Origin of the sequence: Streptomyces sp. NPDC001728, from assembly GCF_040297565.1 — a bacterium.
In the GTDB taxonomy this organism is placed as follows: Bacteria; Actinomycetota; Actinomycetes; order Streptomycetales; family Streptomycetaceae; genus Streptomyces.
In genome coordinates, this window is the sequence record NZ_JBEOZK010000012.1 from 22,701 (window position 1) to 40,103 (window position 17,403).

The window sequence follows — 17,403 nt, forward strand, 5'->3', positions numbered from 1 at the left end:
GCCAACCGTGCCCGGTCCTCCAGCAGAAGACTCCAGGGCCGACCCATGCGAACCACAGCCTCACCCTCGCGCCGCAGCACGTTCACCAGATCCCAAAGGCTCGCAGGCTCAGCCGGGTGAACGGGGCCATCCAGGACGACTGCGGCGCCGTGATCACTCCAGCCTCACACCGTTCGCACAGGTGCTGGCGGGCTGATCACTCACTGGACAGGTGGAGATCTCCGGACCGGGTCTCGCACCGGACACGGCCGGAGACGAAGGTGATTTCCAGCGCGACCCGCCCGCTGTCCGAGGCTCCGCCCTCTTGACTGACTGCCAGTACCGTCTCACCGAGGTGGTCCGCGAACGGGGTCTCGCCGCTGATCGGCGGCACTTCGACGTGACCTGGCTCCGCCATGTCGTATCCCGCGAGGGACCCGCCTTTCCACGATCACACGCCGGTCCGAACCTGTCGTGATGTGCGTGGCGTCCGCCCCACTGTCGATCAGCCACACGTCCAGCGGGCCGGAGGGCACCTCCGCGCCGTACACGTGCCACGAGGCGACCACTTGCTCAAGACGCCGCCCGACCAGGTGGTCAGGGCGCACACCGGCCCCGTGCAGCGGACACGCGCTCACCCTCTTCGACTCCACCCTCCGACCGTACCGTCAGGCAAACCGCCAGCTCACGCCCTCACCATGGGCCTTCGGACCTCACCCGTGCCGGTGTTCGGATCGGTCTCGGGTGAGCGTCGGCGGGCGAGGGCGAGGCAGGCCGTCGTCGTGATCGCCATCGCGGCCACGCCGACCAGCGCCGCGGTCGTGTAGGCGTCCTCGTCCGGGAAGAGGCGACCCGTGTCGGTGCCGGCGGCCAGGACCAGACCGCCGACGGCGCTGCCCAGGGAGTATCCGACGCTGCGGACGACGTAGTTGAAGCTCATGGCGCTCGACGTCTCGCTCTTGGGCGTGACGGCCAGGATGACGCCGGGCATGGCGGCCGAGAAGCTGCCGACGCCGAAGCCCAGCACCCCCATGGCCGCGAGCAGTTCGGCCAGGTTGGACCGGGCGGTGGCGAACAGGACGAACCCGCCGCCGACGATGGCGGCGCTGCCGGCCAGGAGCAGGGGGCCGTCGATCCGTTCGCGGACCCGCGGCGTGAGCTTGCCGGCGACGAACCCCAGCACGGAGAACGGGATGAGGACCAGCCCCGCCACGAAGGTGGTCAGTCCGAAGCCGTAGCCGGCGCTGTGCGGCGTCTGCGCGTAGCGGGTGATGAGCGTGAGCAGGAGGTACATGCCGCACCCGCCGACGAACATGGCGATGTTCGCCCCGGCGACCGCCGGGTGCCGTACCGCCCGGACGTCGATCAGCGGCGTCCTGGTTCGCAGTTCGGAAACGGTCCAGGCGCAGAGCAGGAGTACGGCGGCGACGGCAAGGGTCACCGCCACGGCGAGGTGTCGGCTCCACAGGCTCCTCTCGCCGGCCAGGAACAGGACGAGGAGCAGTCCTCCCGCCAGGACGAGCGCGCCGGCCACGTTCACGTGAGCGGAGCGGCCTTCGGGAGCTGCGGGCATGGAGCGCCACGCGGTCACGAAGGCGATCGCGGTGACGAGCAGTCCGAGGCCGTAGGCGGCCCGCAGTCCGCCGAACTCGGCGAGCAGCGCGGCCAGCGGGTAGCCGACGCCGGCTCCGATGATGGAGACCACTGAGATCAGGGCGATCGTGGCCGCGCTGCGCTCCTCGGGAAGATGGTCGCGGGCCACGCCCATCATCAGCGCCGTGAGACCGAGTCCGACGCCCTGGGCCGCCCTGCCCACGAGAAGCCAGGCGAACGGCAGCGGCAGCACGGTGAGCACGCTGCCGACGACGACGATCGCCAGCGTGGCGAGAATCGTGGCCCGCCGGTGCGGGCCGGCGCCGAGCCGGCCGAGGACGGGGGTGGCGACGGCGCCGCTGAGCAGGGCGATGGTCAGCGTCCACTGCGCGCTGTCGAGGGAGACGTGGAACGTGGTCGCCACGCTGGTGATGAGCGGCGTCCCGAGGCTGGCGACCGCCGCCACGACCAGGGCGATGAACACCAGAGCGGGGACCAGCAGACGTGCCTCGAAACGTATCAGGGCAGTGCTCATGGGCTGGTCATGAGCCTGGGACTCGGTCACCGGTCCGACTCCTCTCGGGCGTGGCTTTCGAGCTCTGCCAGATGCAGCAGCGCCGGAAGGGCTGCTGCCAAGGCCTCGACCTCGTCACCGGTGAGTTCGTCGATCAACCGCGCGTACGCGTCGACACCAGCCTGGCGTCGCGTCCGGACGTACGACGCGCCGGCGTCGGTCAGGCACACCAGCGTGACCCGCTTGTCGGAGGGATCGCCCTTCCGCTCGACCAGCCCGGATTCCTCCATCACCCGGACCAGGACGGTCATCGCGGGCTGGGTGACGCCCTCGGCCACCGCCAGATCGGTGATCCGTCGCGGGCCGGTCTTGTCCAGGGTGGCCAAGGTGGTGGCGGACGTCAGGCTCATGTCGCGGGGAAGGCGTCTCACGGCCCTGGTGGCCAGACCGTAGAGGGCTGACCCGATGGCATCGGAAGCGCCGTGCGCGGCGTCTCGGCGACTCATACCTGAAGCATAGCAACTTTATATGAACCTTTTATGCATCTCGGGATTGGGGTTCGGTATCTCGATCGCGACCATCGGGACCTCGGCCCGACATGCCACGGGTCGGCGACGACTTCCAGATCTCACCGCCTTGGGGCGCCGCCCGCGAGGGCATGGAGGCCGTGACGATATTCGGCTGCTGACGACATGGTGTTCGGGCTCCGTGCCGTCCCGTCACGGAGCCCCGAAAGCCCGCTTGGCGGACCACCGCTGCCACTGCTACGTTTCCGGAGGCCGTGTGAGAGAACGAGGAGGTGGTACCCGTGAACGCAGTATCGACATGGGTGCTCCCCTCCGGGGTCACGGTCGGGCGGTAGGTCGTCCGGGAGCGCCGTACATGAGCTCTCCCGAAAGGCACGACCATGCACTTCACTTCTGAACGGCGCCTCGACGACGGCGTCCTCGAGCGCGAACTCACCCTCGGCGAGATCCCCGGCATCCTGTGGACGCCCGCCTCCTCGTCCGAACCGGTGCCGCTGATCCTGATCGGCCACCCCCCTCTCGGACTGAGCCGGATGTACCCGCGGCTGGCCGGGCGGGCCCGGTACTACGCCGCGGAGTACGGCTTCGCCTCGGCCACCATCGAGCTTCCCGGGAGCGGTGACCGGCCCCGTTGGGACGCCACCGAGGAGGCCCGCGCCGACCTGCGCCGGGCGATGGAGGCCGGTGAGCCCGTCAGCGACGAGATCATCGACGCGCTCGTCCTCCCGCTCGTCGACAAGGCGGTCCCGGAATGGCAGGCGGCCCTGGACGCCCTCCTCGCTCTGCCCGAGGTCGGCGGCCCGGTCGGGTACGAGGGAGGCGTGATCTCCATCGGTGTCCGCCTCGCGGTGGTCGAACCTCGCATCGTGGCCGCCGGGTTCTTCGCCGGGAGTCTCGTGCCCGCCGTCATGTTCGAGGAGGCCCGCCAGGTCACCATTCCGCTGCACGTCCTGCTGCAGTGGGACGACGAAGGAAACGACCGGCAGGCCGCCCTGGACCTGTTCGACGCCTTCGGCTCCAGGGAGAAGACGCTGCACGCCAACATGGGCGGGCACACCGGCGTCCCGCAGTTCGAACTCGACCCCGGCGCCCGGTTCTTCGCCCGGCACCTGAGGTGAGACCGGGCCGTCGGGCGGCAGCAGACGGTAGGCGACCCCGGCGGCCAGGATGCCATTCGTCCAGGACGGGCCCCGGTTCTCCTCGACGCTGAGCACCACGGGCCCCTGCCACCTCGGCAGGGGCCCCATTGCCTTGCGCCTACGCCGTCAGCCAGGTCAGAGCGCCCTTCAAGTGGGCCCGGAAGAGGGGGGTTCGATAGGTTTCCGAGGCGTGGCCGAGGGCCGTGAAGAAGACGCGGCCCCGGTCCAGTTGGCGGCACCAGACGAGCGGGTGGTCTTCGCCGTGGGTCCCGCCCCGGTAGGTGGTCTCGTCGGCTCGGGCGAGGACCCGCACGCCCGGGACTTCACCCTCCCTGGGGTCGGACGTGAAGTTGTACCACTCGTCCGTCCACGTCCAGCGTTCCGGGAGCGGGGCTGTCGCCGGGTGGTCGTGGGCGTCGACCAGTACCGTTCCGCGCTGGATCTCCGGGTGGCCGGCGAAGCGGGTGCCGAGGAGCCGGCCGTAGAAGGGCCAGTCCGGCTCGGCGTTGGCCGCCGCGTGCACGGCGAGCAGCGCGCCGCCGCCCCTCAGGTACGACTCGAACGCGGCACGCCCTTCGGCGGTCAGGACGTTCCCGGTCGTGGACAGCAGCACGACGACCGCGCACCGGGCCAGTCGCCCCGGGGTGAACGCGCCCGGGTCCTCGGTGACCTCGGCCGGGCGTCCGAGTTCCCCCGCCAGCTCGGTGAGCGCGACGGCGCCGTCCGGGATCGAGTCGTGGCGGTAGCCGGCGGTTCGGGTGTAGATCAGGACGTCTGGGGTGGGCACGCGGTGCACTCCAAGCTGGGGCCGGACGGGGCGGAGCAGTCGGACAGCAAGCGCTTGCCCCCGCGTGACCGTAGCCACCGAAATCACTGGGCCGCAAGCCCCGCCGTCCGGCACACTGCCCCATGACGACGAAGCCACCCGGGACACCGCGGCACGACCCGGCGGACACTCCCTCCCAAACCCACGCCCACGCGCGACGCGCCCTCGCCCATGTGGCCGCGCGCGCCGACGGCGATCCGCTCGATCCGTCCCTGCGGGTCACCCTGAACTTCCACCCGCACTTCCTCCCCCTGCTCGCCGACGACGGGGTCTACCGTTCCCAGTTCGTCACCGGCACCAGCAACGGAGGCCTCACCGCCCACCCCGGCGGGGACCGCCACCGCTGGGAGAGCCGCATCTTCGGTGCGGCCTACGACCAGGCCCCCGCCGACTCCCGTCCCGTCTACGGCGCCCTCGACTTCCGCCGCCGGCCCGTCGGCGCCGCACCCCGCTTCGGCTCCGCCCATCTGCGCCTGGCCGCCGCCACCCTCCAGCGGGCGACCTTCTGCTACCCCGACAGCTACCTCGAACCCACCCACTTCGGCGTCGCCTCCCGGATGAACCTGATCTCGCTCGCGGAGGCCGACGACCAGGACCCGCTGGACGACTACATCGAGGCGCAGATCCACGGCCCCGTCGTGATCGGGCGCGACGTGGAGGCCCTGGTGCTCGATCCGAGCCACCGGGGTACGGAGGTGGAGGCGGCCTCGCGCCAGCTGCCCTGTCCCGTCGAGTGGCACCGCGGCTTTCGGGTGTCCGTCGACGTGCTGCGACAGCACCCCGGATTCCGCGGTCGGCGGTACGTGGAACTCGCCGCCCGCATCTCCGTCGACGGGTGGCTCGACCCCCGGATCGTGCAGGAGGCGGCCGGGTCCGGGCGGTACGACCCCCAGGACGTGAAGCGGGTGTGGCACTGCTTGGCCCGGTTCGGGGCGCCGGACTCCGGCTGACCGGCTGCCCGACCGTTCCTCGATCCATTGTCGTATCGGATACGCCTCTGTATCTTTTGGCGCGCTGCACCCACTGCCCCCGTCATGTCCCACCTCTCTTCGAGGAGCCGTCATGAGCACCGTTCCGCCCGCGCTCGCCGCCGCCGTCGGGCCGCTGCCCGAGGGGGCCGTCCTTCCGCTGCCTCCCGCCTTCGGGTCCGTCGAGGAGGAGCGCGCCTACCGCAAGGAGCAACTCGCCGCCGGATTCCGGATCTTCGGCCGGTTCGGCTTCTCCGAGGGCGTCGCCGGGCACATCACCGTCCGCGATCCCGGCGACCCGAACGCCTTCTGGGTCAACCCGTTCGGGATGAGCTTCACCCAGATCAAGACCTCCGACCTGATCCTGGTCGACCACGAGGGGACCGTCCTCGAAGGGCGCCGGCCCGTGAACCGGGCCGCGTTCGTCATCCACTCGCGCGTCCACGCCGCCCGGCCCGACGCCATCGCCGCCGCGCACTCGCACTCCCTGCACGGCAAGGCGTTCTCCAGCCTGGGCATCCCCCTCGACCCGATCACCCAGGACGCCTGTGCGTTCTTCGAGGACCACGGCGTCTACGACGACTACCGGGGCGTCGTGAACGAGACCGAGGAGGGCGAGCGCGTCGCCAAGGCCCTCGGCGACCACAAGGCGGTCATCCTCAAGAACCACGGCCTGCTGACGGTCGGACACTCCGTCGCCGAGGCCGTCTGGTGGTTCGTCACCATGGAGCGTTCCTGCCAGGCACAGCTGCTCGCGATGGCCGCGGGCACCCCGCAGCTGATCGACCGCGAGACCGCGCTGCTCACCCGGGAGCAGATCGGCGGCCACCTGGCCGGCTGGTTCCAGGCGCGCCCCCTGTGGGATCAGATCACCGCGTCCGACCCGGATCTGTTCGACTGACCGTTCGCGGTCGGGCCGCCCGGGACCTCCCTCGTGGACACCTCCAGGAGCGGCGCGAGGAACTGTCGTTCCAGAGTGCCGGGCGGCAGCTCCGCCGGTTCCACATAGCTCTGCGCGAGTCCGCCCTCGCGCAGGGCGATCAGGAGCCGCGCGAACCGGTCGGCGTCCACGGTCAGTTCGCGTCCCGCCCGGCGCAGGACGAGGGTGAGACCACGGGCGATCTCGGCCCGCAGCCGCTCGTCGTGGCGCGCCAGCACCCAAGCGGCCTGCGGGTCACGGATCGCGTGCAGGGTGAACTCCGTGGTGACCAGGTACCAGTCCCGCTCATCCGGTTCGACGCGGGCGGCGAGTTCCGCGAGCCGGGTCAGGGTGTACTCCTCCGCCGTCAGCGCGTCGATCGACTCCGCGAGCCTCCGCACCGTCCGGTCGCTGTGCTCGTCGAACAGGGCGAGGAAGAGTTCTTCCTTGCTGGCGAAGTTCGAGTAGTACGCCCCCCGCGTGTATCCGGCGCGCTCGCAGATCTGCTCGATCGTCGTCGCGTGGAAGCCGTGCTCGGCGAAGGTCTCCAGGGCGGCCCTCAGAAGCGCCGCGCGGGTACGGGGCCGCCGCCTGGTGACACCTTTCGGCACGGGTGCCTCCTCCTTCGTCAGGGCCGCGTCCCGCGGCGGACGCCCACCCTACCGGCGCTCGCATCCCGGGCAGGGAAGAGCGCCGGCGGATAAAATTCATGCATGGGAGAGCGACCCGTCGCGCCCGCGGCGCCTGATCTGGTCCTCGAGATCGACGGGGACGCAACGCGCATGAACCCGAGCCGCGTCTATCGCATCGGGCGCGACCCCACCAGCGATGTCGTGCTGGCGGACGCCCGGGCGTCCTGGCACCACGCGGTGCTCGGCGCCGTGGGCGCCCGCTGGACCCTGACCGACGAGGGCAGCACGAACGGAACCTTCACGGACGGTACGCGGGTGGCCGGGGCGCGGGAGGTCGGCCCCGGGACGGTCGTACGGTTCGGGCATCCGGCGGACGGCCCCCGCGCGGTGCTTTCGGCGAGCGCGCCGGCGGAACCCGAGGCCAGGGGAGCGCCGGCGACACCCGAGGCCGGGAAAGCGCCGGTGGAGCCCGAGGCCCGGCGAGCGCCGGCAGAGCCCGTGGCAAGTCAGGCCCCGGCAGAGCCCGACGCAAGCAGCTCCCCGGCAGGACCCGATGCCCGGCGCGCGTCCGCGGAACCCGAGGCCCCCAGCGCCCCCGTGGAGCCCGAATTCCACCCTCCCCCGGTCGCCCCCGACCTACAGCCTCCCGAGCCCCCCGCCCCCGCCGTAGCCCGAGAACGCCAACCCGCCCCACCTCCCTCCGTCGCCCATCCCGGCGCCACCGGCACCTTCCGGCGGCCGACCTCCGTGCGGCCGTTGCCGGCCCACAGCATCCGTATCGGACGTGCCTCCGACAACGACCTCGTCGTCTCCGACCTGGTCGTCTCCCGGCGCCACGCCGAGCTCCGCGCGCACCCGGACGGCACGTACTGGATCCACGACCTCGGCAGCCACAACGGCACCTTCCTCAACGGCCGCCCCGTCGTCGACGCCCGCGTGACACCGGCCGACATCGTCGGCATCGGGCGCTCCGCGTTCTGCCTGATCGGCGGACAGCTCGTCGAGTTCACCGACACCGGCGAGGTGTCCCTCGACGTACGGTCGCTCGCCGTCACCGTCGACCACGGTCGCCGCACGCTCCTCGACGAGGTGTCGTTCCCGGTGGGCGAGAAGTGCCTGCTCGCCGTCGTCGGGCCGTCCGGCGCCGGAAAGTCGACGCTCCTCGGCGCGCTCACCGGCCAGCGTCCCGCCGACCGGGGCACCGTGCTCTACGACGGACGTGACCTGTACCGGGACTACGCCGAGCTGCGGCAGCGCATCGGGCTCGTCCCGCAGGACGACATCCTGCACCTCCAGCTCACCGTGCGCCGCGCCCTCGGCTACGCCGCCGAGCTGCGCTTCCCCGAGGACACCGTGCGCGCCGAGCGGCAGGCGCGGGTGGACGAGGTGATCCGCGAGCTGGGGCTCGTGGAGCGTGCGGACCAGCCGATCCACAGTCTCTCCGGCGGCCAGCGCAAGCGGGTGAGCGTCGCCCTCGAACTGCTCACCAAGCCGTCGCTCCTCTTCCTCGACGAGCCGACCTCCGGCCTCGACCCGGGCATGGACAGGTCCGTGATGCACATGCTGCGCGGGCTCGCGGACGACGGGCGGACGGTCGTCGTGGTCACCCACAGCGTGCTCAGTCTGGACGTGTGCGACCGGCTGCTGGTGCTCGCCCCGGGCGGCCGGATCGCCTACTACGGGCCGCCCGAGGACGCCCTCGGCTTCTTCGGTTTCGCGCAGTGGCCGGAGGCCTTCGAGGCCTTCGAGAACGACCGGGACCGCGACTGGGCCGGGCAGTTCCGGTCCTCCGGCTTCCACCGCCGGTACGTCACGGACGCGACGGCCCGCCCGGACGTTCCCGTCCCCGCCAACCCCGTATCCCCTGTCTCCCCCGGCAGTCCCGGCAGCCCCGTGTCCCCCGGTGGTCCCGCCGTCCCCGTCGGCCACGAGCCCGCACGCCCTCCCAAGGCGCAGAGCTGGTCCTCCCAGCTGCGGACCCTCGTACGGCGATATGCGGCAGCGCTCTCCGCCGACCGCACCTTCCTCGTCATCATGATCGCGCTGCCGTTCGTGATGGGCGCGATGGCCAGGGCCCTGTCCGAGGGCAGTTTCAACCCCGAGTCGACGTTGAACGTCCTGCTGATCCTCTGTGTGGGCGGGGTCCTCACGGGCGCGGCGAACGCCGTGCGCGAGCTGGTCAAGGAACGCACGATCTACCGGCGCGAGAGAGCCGTCGGGCTGTCCCGCTCCGCGTACCTCGCCTCCAAGGTGGTGGTCCTGGGGCTGATCACGGTCGTGCAGTCGGTGGTCCTGACCCTGGTGGCCCTGATCGGCGTCCCGCTGAACGTGCCCGACGGCAAGGGCGTCCTGATGCCCCCGCTCATCGAGATCACCCTCGCCGTCGCCCTGCTCGCCTTCACCGCGATGATGCTCGGCCTGTTCGTGTCGGCGCTCGTGCGCAAGGAGGAGGTGACGATGCCACTGCTCGTCCTCCTCGCCATCGTGCAGGTGGTGTTCTGCGGCGCCCTCCTGACGGTACGGGGCACCCCCGTCCTGGAGCAGCTGGCCTGGCTGGTGCCCTCGCGCTGGGCGTTCGCGGCGATGGGAGCGACGATCGACATCGGGAAGGTCGCACCGAGCGAGAAGACGGCGGATCCCCTGATGCATCACACGGCGGAGGCCTGGTTGTTCGACATGGGCATGCTGGTCGTGCTCTGTCTCGTCCTCGGTCTGGTCGTGGCGCGGCTCCTGCGGCGCCACGAGCCGGTCGTGATGCGGAGGTAGGCCCCGTGAGCGTCCCCGTACCCGAGTACGTGCCGGACTTCCGGCCCACCCACGTCGTGCCGCGCGACGGACTCTCCGCCTGGGAGGCACCGGACCCGGGGCTGCCCACGACGCCGCTCGACGCGTTCCTGCCGGTGCGCCTGGAGGAGCGGGCGGGCGACTGGGGGCGGATCCAGTGCGCCAACGGGTGGACGGCATGGGTGGACGCGCGGCTGCTCGTCTCCGTGCCCGAGGACCCCCCGGCGGCGGGCCGGCCGCTCACGAGGACCGCCGATCCACGCCCGCTGATCGCCCGCGCCGAGGGCGCGCTCGCCCGCTACCGGCGCGCCGCGGAGGAACTGGGCGCACAGCGGCTGGACGGCGAGCAGTTCCGGCTGCGGACGCGGGGCCTGCGGGTCGGCATGGTCGTCGACGGCGAGTCGGTGTGGCTGTACGACGCCGAGCACGAGCGCTGGGTGTACTGCGACGGCGTGGGCCTCAGTACGTACGTCGCCTCCGCCGCGCCCTCGGCCGCCGCCACGCCCTCACCCTCGCCCGCACCTTCACCTTCGGACTCCCCCGTGCCCGCTGCCGCCGCCGGATTCACCGCCACCGACCCGGATTCCGGCGCCGGAACCGACACCGAGGTGTCCGGGCCGCCCGGCGAAGCCGACGAGGACGCGAACGAGGACGAGCGGACCCGTGCCGTACCCGTGGCGCACGAGCCGACGCAGGTGGTCGCCCAGGTGCCGGCCGGACCACCGCCGCCGACGCAGGTCGTGGAGACGCCCCCCGCCCCGTCCGGTGAGGAATGATGGCCGGCGGACCGCGCGACGACGACCCGGAACTCCTCGCGGGGCGCCCCTCGGGCCTCCTCGGGAAGGAGATCGCGGGCTACCGCGTGGAGGGCGAGATCGGTCGCGGCGGCATGGCGGTCGTCTACCGGGCGCGTGACCTGCGGCTCGACCGAACGGTGGCGCTCAAGCTGCTCGCCCCCGAGCTGGCCCGCAACGACACCTTCCGCAAGCGCTTCGCCCACGAGTCACGGGTCGCCGCCTCCATCGACCACCCGCACATCGTGCCGGTCTTCGAGGCGGGCGAGACGGAGGGCGTGCTGTACATCGCCATGCGGTACGTGGCCGGGCAGGACCTGGTGGCCCTGCTCGACCGGGAGGGCCCGCTGTCCCCCGTGAAGGCCGGGCGGATCGCCGTACAGGTGGCGTCGGCGCTGGACGCGGCACACGCGCACAACCTGGTGCACCGGGACGTGAAGCCCGGCAACATCCTGGTCGCCGAGGGCACCGACGGCGACCACCCCGAGCACGTCTACCTCACGGACTTCGGCCTGACGAAGAAGTCGCTCTCGCTGACCGGTTTCACGACCGTGGGCGAGTTCGTCGGCACCCTGGACTACGTGGCGCCCGAGCAGATCTCGGGCAAGCCGGTGGACGGCCGCTGCGACGTGTACGGGCTCGCCTGCGTGGTCTTCGAGACCCTGACAGGGGCGCCGCCGTTCCGCCGCGACACCGACTGGGCGGTGCTGTGGGCGCAGCAGTACGACCCTCCTCCGCCGCTCTCCGAGGTCCGGCCGGGGCTGCCGGCCGCGGCGGACGCGGTGTTCGCGAGGGCGCTGGCGAAGACCCCCGAGGAGCGGTACGGGACCTGTCTGGAATTCGTCGCGGAACTGCGCGCCGCCCTCTCCTCGGGCGAAACGGGATCGGTCACGGGGAAGCGGGTCGAGCCGGTCGGTCCACCGCGCGACCCGCCCGCGTGGGCACGGCCGGTGTTCCGGGAGCTGTAGGGCCGTTCGGGGAGCGCGGTCTTGCCGAGCTCTCGTCCCTACGTCCCGCCTCCGCCGCTCTCCACCTCGCCCTTACGGTGCACCCGCGAGGCCAACAGGCTGCCCACGAAGCCGAAGGCGAGGCCCCAGAGCAGGGCGAAACCGGCCGTCTTCCACACCTGCGGGCGCAGCACCACCTCCCCGCCGAGCGATTCGAGTTCGCCGATGCCGAGCACCGAGAGTCCGAAGTGCGCGTCGACCAGGGTGAGCGGGGTGACGACCAGCATGGTCAGTGCGAACGCGATGCCGAGGTGCAGTGCGTGCTGCCACGGCCGGACCCGGGCCGGGGAGCGTACGGCCGCCACGAAGGCCACGGCGAGGACGAGGACGGCGGCGACGGGGAGCAGCCACCAGGCCCGGCCGTCCTGCGCGGCCAGTGAGCCGAGGTCGACGGTCGAGAGGTCGGGGTTCTCCCGCGTACCGCCGCCCTGCCTCAGGACGGCGTCGAGGACCTGCGGCATGGGAAGCCCGAAGGGTCCGTTGACCGTGCCCTCCCAGGAGCCGCCGATGCCGACGCCGAGGGCGAGCCAGGAGACGTTGGGCAGTCCGAGCAGGAGGACGGCGAAGGTCTCCGCGGTGTGCCCCTTGGTCGCCGCGACGACCAGGCCGATGACGAGGCCCACGACCACGTACGCGAGGACCAGGAGGAGCATCGCGTGGGCGGCGGGCCGGACGGGTTCCTGGTAGCGGACGAGCCGGGGTGGCAGCGGGGTGCTGCGCGAGACGAGCAGGGCGATGACGAGGACGCCGAGGATCCACAGAAGCCCGTAGAACAGGGTGGGCCCGAGGTCGGTGCGGAAGCCGACGGTGGGGTTCACGGCGTCGAGGAGCTTGCCGAAGAGGTCCATGAGGGCCCCCTGGGTGTCGCCGCCGGGCAGGGTGATCGGGAAGTCGTGCCGGGCGATCGCGGAGAGGCCCGCAAGGGCCGCCAGCCAGAGGACGACGGTGCTCGCGGCGCGGAACCCCAGTTCGCGGGAGGTGGTGACGGCGTGGTGGCGCAGGGGGCGCAGGAAGCAGAATCCGGTGACCAGTGCGCCCACCAGGGTGACGGTGAGGGGCATGGCCGTCAGCGCGGCCTGGGCTCCGGCCAGGGACCCGGCGTCGCCGGCGAGTTCGACCTTGCCGCCCGAGGCCAGGACGACGACCGCGGCCAGGATCGCGGTGAAGCCGCCTGGCAGGTCACCGGCGCCCGCGGCCCAGAGGCCGAGGGCCGCGACGACGCCCATGGCGACATAGCCGGCGACCACCGCCGCCAGGACCTGGAGGCCGATGCGGGCGAGTTGGCCGCCCGCGGTCGCGGCGGGCGGTGCGGAGCTGGGGGTGGAGGGCCGACTGCTCACCCTGCCCACGCTAGTACCGGTGGAGTCGGGCCGCTTGGCGGACCGGAGGGACGGGGAGACGGCTCCAGCGCGCGTACGTGAGGCGCGCATGCGCCGGGCGCGTACGTGAGGAGCATGCGCCGGGCGCGGAGTCGGCTGCGCCCGCGTACGGAGTCGGCCGGGAGGCGTACGGAGTCGGCCGGGGAGGCGTACGGAGTCGTCTCCGCTTGCGGACGGGTGCCGTCCGGCGCACACAATGAGCCCGGAACGGAAGAAAGGGAAAAACGTGACTTCCCACCCACCGTCCGGCCCACCGTCGGTCCCGCCCACAGGTCCCCCCTCCGGCCCCCTCTCGGGCCCGAGTACACGCCCCGGGAACGCCGGTCCCCCGCCGCCCCCCGGCCCACCCCACGACGGTTCGGGGGGCGGCGACGGCTCGGGCGGCGGCTCGTCGGGGGGCGGCCCCGGAAGCGGCGGCGGCACCCCGGGCGGACCCGGCGGCGCGGACGGCGACGGCCCCGGTGCCGGCGGGAACGGCGGCCACGGCAAGGGCCCCTGGTGGCGCTCCGTCCCGAAGGTCGCCTCGGTCACCGCCGTTCTGGTCGCGGTCGCGGCGCTCGCCGTCGTCCTCGCCAACCGCCCCGACCACAAGGGCGACACGGCGGGTGGTTCCGGCGGCGGCGAGGTCTTCCTCCAGAACGCCGCCGCCTCCGGGCCCGACCCGTTCACCAGGTCGACGGCCCGCACCGAGGGAGCCTCCGCCTCACCGGCCTCGCTGCCGCCCCGTACCGCTTCGGCGACCACCAGGGTCTCGGGGTCGACCCCCGGCCTCTACGGGGGGACCAAGTCGGTGAGCAGCTGCGACGTGGAGCAGCAGGTGCGCTACCTCTCGGGCGAGCCCGCGAAGAACGCGGCCTTCGCCTCGGTCATCGGCATCTCCGCCGCCGACGTGCCGGGCTATCTGCGCTCGCTGACCCCGCTTCAGCTCCGCGCCGACACCCGGGTGACGAACCACGGCTTCAAGGACGGCTCCGCCACCACCTATCAGGCGGTTCTCCAGTCCGGCACCGCGGTGATGGTCGACGGTCACGGGGTGCCCCGGGTGCGCTGCGCCTGCGGGAATCCGCTGACCGATCCGGTGGCACAGAAGTCGCCCAGGACGACGGGCACCCCGTGGCCGGGCTTCCAGTCCAGCCAGGTGGTCGTGGTGGCGCCGTCGGTGACGGTCGTGAACGTCTTCGTGGTGTACGACCCGCAGGACGACAGCTGGTTCGCACGGCAGCACGGCGACCACGGCAGGCACGACAAGCCGACTTCCCCGCCGACCACGTCCCCGTCGACGTCGCCGTCCACCTCGGCTTCGACATCCACCTCTCCGTCCGTCTCGCCCTCCTCGCCGACGACCCCTCCGTCCGTATCGCCGTCGACCTCCCCCTCGGACACCTCGCCGCCGTCGAGCCTGACTCCGCCGTCGACCGCCTCGTCACCGTCGACGCAGTCCTCGGCCGCGACGGAATCATCGACCGAGTCCTCGGGTCCGCGGTCCGGGCCCGTGACGAACAGTTCGCCGGCGACCTGACGACCACCGACCGGGCGGCGCCGCAGCCGCCCCCACCGGGACCGGCTCGGTGCGGAGCCGAGGACCAGCGGGTCGCCGGGCGGTCGGCCGTCGCGCACAGCGCCGCAGCCGGGGCGCCCCTGACCACCCGGCTCCCCAGGACCGCATCCGCGGGGAGGCCGCCGAGCCCCTCGACGAAGGCGTCCTCCAGACGGCGGCGGGCGTCCTCGGCCCAGGTGCACGCCCAGGCCCGGTCGGGCGTACAGCACCTCGCCCTCCGGAGGCTCCCGGGCGAGAACCGCGAGGACGGGGACGCCGTCACGCCGGGCGAGGGCGGTCGCGCACCGCAGGGCGGCGAGCGAGGCGAGCGATCCGGTCACCCCGACGACGACGCGGCCGACGGGGCCCGCCGGAGCCCCGTTCACGCCTGTTCTGCGGGACGGGGGCGGGCGGGCGCGGGTGTCCGCCCGGAGGGCCGGACCCGAGGCGAGCCGGGGGCCTGCTCCGGCCGCTCCGGCCGCTCCGGCCGGAGGGCCCGGGTCGGCCCGGGTCGGGTGCGCAGTGTTTTCAGCCAGGCTCCGAGCGGCAGGGGTCGCGCCGCCCTCTCCTCGGTCTTTCGCTGCCACATCCGCTCGTCGCGGTCGGTGAAGTGTCCGGACATCGATGTGTCTCCTTTCCCGAATGCGGCCACCAGGCCACTGAAAGGAGTCTGTAACCTTATTGGCCCGGACAGCAGAGCCAATGAGGAGTGATTGGCATGGCAATGGCACGCGTGGTCCGCACTGTGGACCGCACTCTTACGGGCCGCCAGCTCGCGTCGCTGCTCACCCCGCCCGCCGACGGCCGCTTCGGCTACCGGGAGCTCGCCCGGGCGGTGCGCGAGGCGCTGCTCGACGGGCGCGTGGCCCTGGGCCTCCGGCTGCCGGCCGAGCGGGAACTCGCCACCGTGCTCGCGGTCAGCAGGACGACCGTGACCGGCGCGTACGACCTGCTCCGGGAGAGCGGTTACGCGCACAGCCGGCGCGGCGCGGGCACCTGGACCGCGCTCCCCGACGGGCAGGCGCCGACCGCGCTCCGCGCCTTCCACGACGGCACGGGAACCGCCATCGACCTCGCCCTGGCCGCGCCCGAGGCCCCGGCGGACGAGCTGTCCGCCGCGCTCACCGCCGCCGCCGCCGAGCTGCCCCGCTACGCGGGCTCGCAGGGCTATCACCCGTTCGGGCTGCCCGCGCTGCGCGCCGCCGTGGCCGAGCGTTACACCGCGCGCGGGCTGCCGACCCTGCCGGAACAGATCCTCGTCACCACGGGCGCCCAGCAGGCGCTCTCGCTGGTGCTCTCGCTGCTGGGCCGACCCGGCGACCGGGTGCTCGCCGAGAACCCCTCGTACACCAACGCCCTCGACGCGATGCGGAGCCGGATGCTCCGCATCACCCCGGTGCCGGTCACGGAGGCGGGCTGGGACACCGGGCTCGTGGACGCCGCGCTCCGGCAGACCGCGCCGCGCCTGGCCTATCTGATCCCGGACTTCCACAATCCGACCGGACACCTGATGCCGCAGGAGCAGCGCCGCGACCTGGCGCGCGCCGCGCGGTCCACCGGGACCTGGCTGGTGGTGGACGAGACGCTGACGGACATCGCCCTGGACGTGCCCGCGCCACTGCCCTTCGCGGCGACGGCCGCCGGCGGGGACGGCGAGCAGATCGTCTCCGTCGGCTCCCTGAGCAAGAGCTGCTGGGGCGGGCTCCGGGTCGGCTGGGTGCGGGCCGCGTCCCGGGTCGTGACCGAGCTGGCCAGGGTACGGATCACCGCCGACCTGTCCGGTTCGGTACTCGACCAGCTGGTGGCCGTCGCCCTGATGGGCCGGCTCGACGTGATCCTGCCGCGCCGCGTCGAGGAGCTGCGGCTGCGCCGCGACGCGCTGACCTCGGCCCTGGGCCGCCATGTGCCGGAATGGCGCTGGACGGTGCCGCCGGGCGGGATGTGCCTGTGGATCGACCTGGGCCGGCCGGTCGCCTCGGGCCTCGCCACGCGCGCGTTGCGGCACGGGGTGCGGGTCGAGGGCGGCGCCCGGTTCGGTGTGGACCCCGGTACGCACGAGCACCGGCTCCGCCTCCCGTACACGCTGCCGGCGGAGGTGTACGAGCCGGCGGCGGAACGGCTCGCGGCGGCCCTCGACGGCGCCCCGGGCCGCTTCGCCGCCCCCGCGCTCCCGGACTGGGTGGCCTGACGGCGCCGGGCATCCGCACGCGGGCCTCCGGAGGAGCACGAATTTCGGATGCCCGCCCCAGGGGGCCCGTGTACGGTCCACCGAGTGGAACCATTGACCGACAAGCAGATCCGCGCGTCCTTCGTGAACAGCACCAAGGGCGAGGCGGCCCGCCTCAAGCTGCCGCTCGACTTCGCCGAACTCCCCTGGGACGACCTGGACTTCCTCGGCTGGATCGACCCGGGCGCGCCGCTCCGGGCGCATCTGGTGGTGCCCCGCCCGGACGGGCCGGTCGGGGTGAGCCTGCGGGTTCCCGCGGCCGGCCGGACCAGCGCGGTGAAGTCGAGCATGTGCCAGGTGTGTCTGACCGGGCACGCCTCCTCGGGCGTCACGCTGCTCGTGGCGCCGCTCGCCGGCCCCCGCGGCCGTGAGGGGAACACGGTCGGGATCTACCTCTGCTCCGACCTGGCCTGCTCCCTCTACGTCCGGGGCAAGCGGCAGCCGAAGCTGCGCCACCGGCGCCACGAGGAGTCCCTGTCCCTCGACGAGCAGGTCACCCGTCTCATGGGCAACCTGGACGCCTTCCTCGGCCGTGTGACGGCGGGCTGAGCGGACGCGTCGGCTCCCCCGGCCGAGCG

At 72.8% G+C, this 17,403-nt stretch carries 14 protein-coding genes and 1 pseudogene; 9 read left to right on the top strand and 6 right to left on the bottom strand.

The genetic code is table 11. The features are described 5' to 3' along the window. Window positions 1-2 precede the first annotated feature (2 nt). From ABT154_RS19305 to ABT154_RS19315, 3 genes and pseudogenes are all read right to left on the bottom strand, one after another. A pseudogene (locus ABT154_RS19305) lies at window positions 3-130 on the bottom strand (IS5/IS1182 family transposase); the annotation flags it as partial. Window positions 131-664: 534 nt separating this feature from the next. Then, entirely contained in the window at window positions 665-2,107 is a 1,443-nt protein-coding gene (locus ABT154_RS19310; RefSeq protein ID WP_351858041.1) for an MFS transporter, read from the bottom strand. A gap of 26 nt (window positions 2,108-2,133) precedes the next feature. Continuing rightward, window positions 2,134-2,592 carry a MarR family winged helix-turn-helix transcriptional regulator gene (locus tag ABT154_RS19315; protein ID WP_351858042.1) on the bottom strand — a complete coding sequence of 153 codons (459 nt, stop codon included), beginning with the start codon at window positions 2,590-2,592 and terminating at the stop codon, window positions 2,134-2,136. Window positions 2,593-2,993: 401 nt separating this feature from the next. On the opposite strand from ABT154_RS19315, the gene ABT154_RS19320 reads away from it, so the two are divergent. Then, the gene (locus ABT154_RS19320) at window positions 2,994-3,731 is read left to right on the top strand and encodes an alpha/beta hydrolase (RefSeq protein WP_351858043.1); all 738 of its coding nucleotides are present in this window, start codon (window positions 2,994-2,996) and stop codon (window positions 3,729-3,731) included. 139 nt (window positions 3,732-3,870) lie between these two features. Here ABT154_RS19320 and ABT154_RS19325 read toward each other — a convergent pair whose 3' ends face one another. Continuing rightward, window positions 3,871-4,539, bottom strand: a complete 669-nt coding sequence (locus ABT154_RS19325; RefSeq protein ID WP_351858044.1) for a ThuA domain-containing protein — start codon at window positions 4,537-4,539, stop codon at window positions 3,871-3,873. 122 nt (window positions 4,540-4,661) lie between these two features. Between ABT154_RS19325 and ABT154_RS19330 the strand changes: the two genes are divergently transcribed. Together ABT154_RS19330 and ABT154_RS19335 are read left to right on the top strand one after the other, a co-directional pair. Further along, window positions 4,662-5,528 (top strand): DUF3626 domain-containing protein, encoded by an 867-nt coding sequence (locus ABT154_RS19330; RefSeq protein WP_351858045.1) that lies wholly within the window; start codon window positions 4,662-4,664, stop codon window positions 5,526-5,528. A gap of 112 nt (window positions 5,529-5,640) precedes the next feature. Beyond that, complete coding sequence (locus ABT154_RS19335) at window positions 5,641-6,447, top strand: class II aldolase/adducin family protein (protein WP_351858046.1); 807 nt, start codon at window positions 5,641-5,643, stop codon at window positions 6,445-6,447. Here ABT154_RS19335 and ABT154_RS19340 read toward each other — a convergent pair. Continuing rightward, window positions 6,411-7,076 carry a TetR/AcrR family transcriptional regulator gene (locus tag ABT154_RS19340; protein ID WP_351858047.1) on the bottom strand — a complete coding sequence of 222 codons (666 nt, stop codon included), beginning with the start codon at window positions 7,074-7,076 and terminating at the stop codon, window positions 6,411-6,413. The two genes, ABT154_RS19335 and ABT154_RS19340, sit on opposite strands and share 37 nt — an antisense overlap. A 102-nt stretch (window positions 7,077-7,178) precedes the next feature. Here ABT154_RS19340 and ABT154_RS19345 point away from each other — a divergent pair, with 102 nt between their 5' ends. From ABT154_RS19345 to ABT154_RS19355, 3 genes are read left to right on the top strand one after another with little or no spacing between them, the layout of a single operon-like run. Further along, window positions 7,179-9,863: an FHA domain-containing protein gene (locus tag ABT154_RS19345; protein WP_351858048.1), complete on the top strand. Its 2,685-nt coding sequence runs from the start codon at window positions 7,179-7,181 to the stop codon at window positions 9,861-9,863. A 5-nt stretch (window positions 9,864-9,868) separates the two neighbouring features. Beyond that, complete coding sequence (locus ABT154_RS19350; protein ID WP_351858049.1) at window positions 9,869-10,657, top strand: SH3 domain-containing protein; 789 nt, start codon at window positions 9,869-9,871, stop codon at window positions 10,655-10,657. Then, complete coding sequence (locus tag ABT154_RS19355; RefSeq protein WP_351858050.1) at window positions 10,657-11,643, top strand: serine/threonine-protein kinase; 987 nt, start codon at window positions 10,657-10,659, stop codon at window positions 11,641-11,643. The genes ABT154_RS19350 and ABT154_RS19355 overlap by 1 nt, the downstream gene beginning before the upstream one ends. A 38-nt stretch (window positions 11,644-11,681) precedes the next feature. Here ABT154_RS19355 and ABT154_RS19360 read toward each other — a convergent pair whose 3' ends face one another. Then, window positions 11,682-13,031, bottom strand: a complete 1,350-nt coding sequence (locus ABT154_RS19360; protein WP_502969542.1) for a streptophobe family protein — start codon at window positions 13,029-13,031, stop codon at window positions 11,682-11,684. Between the two features lie 256 nt (window positions 13,032-13,287). Between ABT154_RS19360 and ABT154_RS19365 the strand changes: the two genes are divergently transcribed. From ABT154_RS19365 to ABT154_RS19375, 3 genes are all read left to right on the top strand, one after another. Beyond that, window positions 13,288-14,580: a DUF6777 domain-containing protein gene (locus tag ABT154_RS19365; protein WP_351858052.1), complete on the top strand. Its 1,293-nt coding sequence runs from the start codon at window positions 13,288-13,290 to the stop codon at window positions 14,578-14,580. 736 nt (window positions 14,581-15,316) lie between these two features. Beyond that, entirely contained in the window at window positions 15,317-16,786 is a 1,470-nt protein-coding gene (gene yczR, locus ABT154_RS19370; RefSeq protein WP_351858053.1) for a MocR-like transcription factor YczR, read from the top strand. Between the two features lie 84 nt (window positions 16,787-16,870). Further along, the gene (locus ABT154_RS19375) at window positions 16,871-17,374 is read left to right on the top strand and encodes an FBP domain-containing protein (RefSeq protein WP_351858054.1); all 504 of its coding nucleotides are present in this window, start codon (window positions 16,871-16,873) and stop codon (window positions 17,372-17,374) included. Window positions 17,375-17,403 lie beyond the last annotated feature (29 nt).